Source organism: Caballeronia sp. (genome assembly GCF_049581465.1).
Classification (GTDB): domain Bacteria; phylum Pseudomonadota; class Gammaproteobacteria; order Burkholderiales; family Burkholderiaceae; genus Caballeronia.
On sequence record NZ_JBAUSA010001255.1, the window covers coordinates 1 to 1,991 of the forward strand.

At 61.6% G+C, this 1,991-nt stretch carries 2 protein-coding genes; both read right to left on the minus strand.

What is annotated here, in order from left to right; translation table 11 throughout:
• Nucleotides 1-1,365, minus strand: a 1,365-nt coding sequence (locus WCA53_RS30505) for a dipeptidase (protein WP_423920223.1), incomplete at its 3' end; no start/stop codon positions are given.
• Between the two features lie 57 nt (nt 1,366-1,422).
• On the minus strand, nt 1,423-1,755 hold the full coding sequence (locus WCA53_RS30510) for a DUF4148 domain-containing protein (RefSeq protein WP_423920227.1): 333 nt from the start codon (nt 1,753-1,755) through the stop codon (nt 1,423-1,425).
• Nucleotides 1,756-1,991: the final 236 nt, after the last annotated feature.

A 1,991-nucleotide genomic window follows, 5' to 3' on the forward strand; every position in this document is an offset into this window, starting at 1 on the left:
TCCCGTGTCGAGGAGATGGCCTGCATATTCCGGTAACTGGCGATAACTCCCGAACACCGGCGGCGAGATAAAACCCAGCAGGTCCGTGCCCATCCCGACATGCTCCACGCCCACCACGTCGGCCATGCGCTTGACGCCCTCGGCCATGTCCTGCAGATCGCTGAAGGTGCCGGAACTCGGCCAGATACCGATCACGCCACCCGTTTCGGCAACGGCGCGAGCGTGATCCGGGCTGATCCGGCGGCTGCGCGTAGAAGGATGGGTGGCGAGCGCGCTATGCGAGAGGACGAGCGGTTTCGTCGATACCGACGCCGCCTGCTTGACGAGATCGAATGTGCCGTGCGCGACATCGACGACAACACCTAGCTGGTTGCAGCGCCGCACAACTTGCGCGCCAAAATCCGTCAAGCTGCCGTGTTCGGGTGGCGCCGTCTGGATATCGCCGAGTTCGTTGACGCGATAATGCGTGAGCTGCAGATGGCGCAATTGGTATCGGCTGTACGCCTCGTCGACGCGATCCAGTTGCCCTTCCAGAAAGTCGCCGCCCTCCGCCGAGATGATCGCGCACGGTCCCGTTTGTCCGTTCGCTTGCAGCGAAGCCGAACTCGTTACCACGCTCAGTTGCTCACGTTCGATCAGTGTATGCACACGCGCGAATTCGGTGAGCCCGAGCGCGTAGAGTTCGCCCGGTGCGGGCGAGCGGTAGGCCTCGAAACGCTTGCGATCCGACGACACGCGCGTGACGGTCGTATCGGTGACGATTGCGAGGCATGCCACGTTCATTCCGCCCGCGCGCATCGGCGCGGCGAGCGGCGCGAAAGGCCGCTCGGCCCCTATAGCAGGGTTTCGGGAGACGGTCACTCGCCCCGCGTGGCTGTGCATGTCGATGGTCAATGAACCATTCGGACTCCACACGACGGTGCGTGCGGACGACGCTTCGCTTTCGTCGCTTGCGTAGTTACTGAACCGGCCACGGGCGCATGCAGCAAGACCCAGCGCGGCGCTCAATGCAAGGAACGCGCGGCGGCTAATGGGTTTGCCGGAGGGCGCGCCATCTTGATCGATGGCGTGTGCATCGGCTAGCCGATAGTGCCATCCCGCAGGATCGTCGATCAGGCGCTGGAAGCGTCCGCGTACGGTGATCGGGCCGTCTTGCAATCGAACCGGCGTGGCAGCGTAAACCTCAATGCTCGCGAACGGATCGGCGGGCGCGCAACCGGGACAGCAGGGCGGGTCCGCCGTCAGCAAGAAGTAGTCAACCTGGTGAGTGGGTTCGAGCGGCGTCATCCAGCCGGATAGTTCGGCCACGACGCCGTCGAGCGTATTCGCGTGCCCCGAGCGAATGCTCGGCCAATCGATGTGCATCGTGTCTCCTGCGCCGCTTTAAAGGGACGCGCTATTGCAGCGCGCCCTCATGCTAGCTTACTGACTAGCCGCCGCGCCAATGCCTGCCTTCTTCTCTGCGTTCTCCAGGTTCTTGGGATAGCTCGGATCGTCCTTGGACGGCTGATAGCCGGCTGCTTCCAGTTTTTTCAGCTCCGCGTTTTTCTTGGCGCGTGCCTCTTTGCGCGCTTCCTTGTGTTGCTCCTTGGTGGTCGAGGCTTGCTGCGGCGGCGCGGGCTTGGCGGTATCGGTCGTGTTGTCGTTTGAAGAGGCGCCGCTGGCGCTTTGCGCCATGGCGGGTGTGATAGCGCCAATCATGAGCGCGCCCGATGCAAGCAGGACGGCCAGTTTCTTTGCGGGTGAAAACTTCATTTGGTCTTCTCCAGTCGTTTTCTATGGTCAAGGGCAAACGCAGAACACGGCGCGAGCATCGACAGCGTGGGATCGTGTCTTAGGATCGATGCGTGATTCAAGTCCCAATAGTGGCCTTAGGTGGGAACTGCAAATGTATACGACAAACCGTCGTTTCATATTGAATGAAAGGGTTTTTCGGCATCAAGTCGTTTCAACGTTAGCCACGATCTCCACCCAGTTGGCTCCCCGTCCTC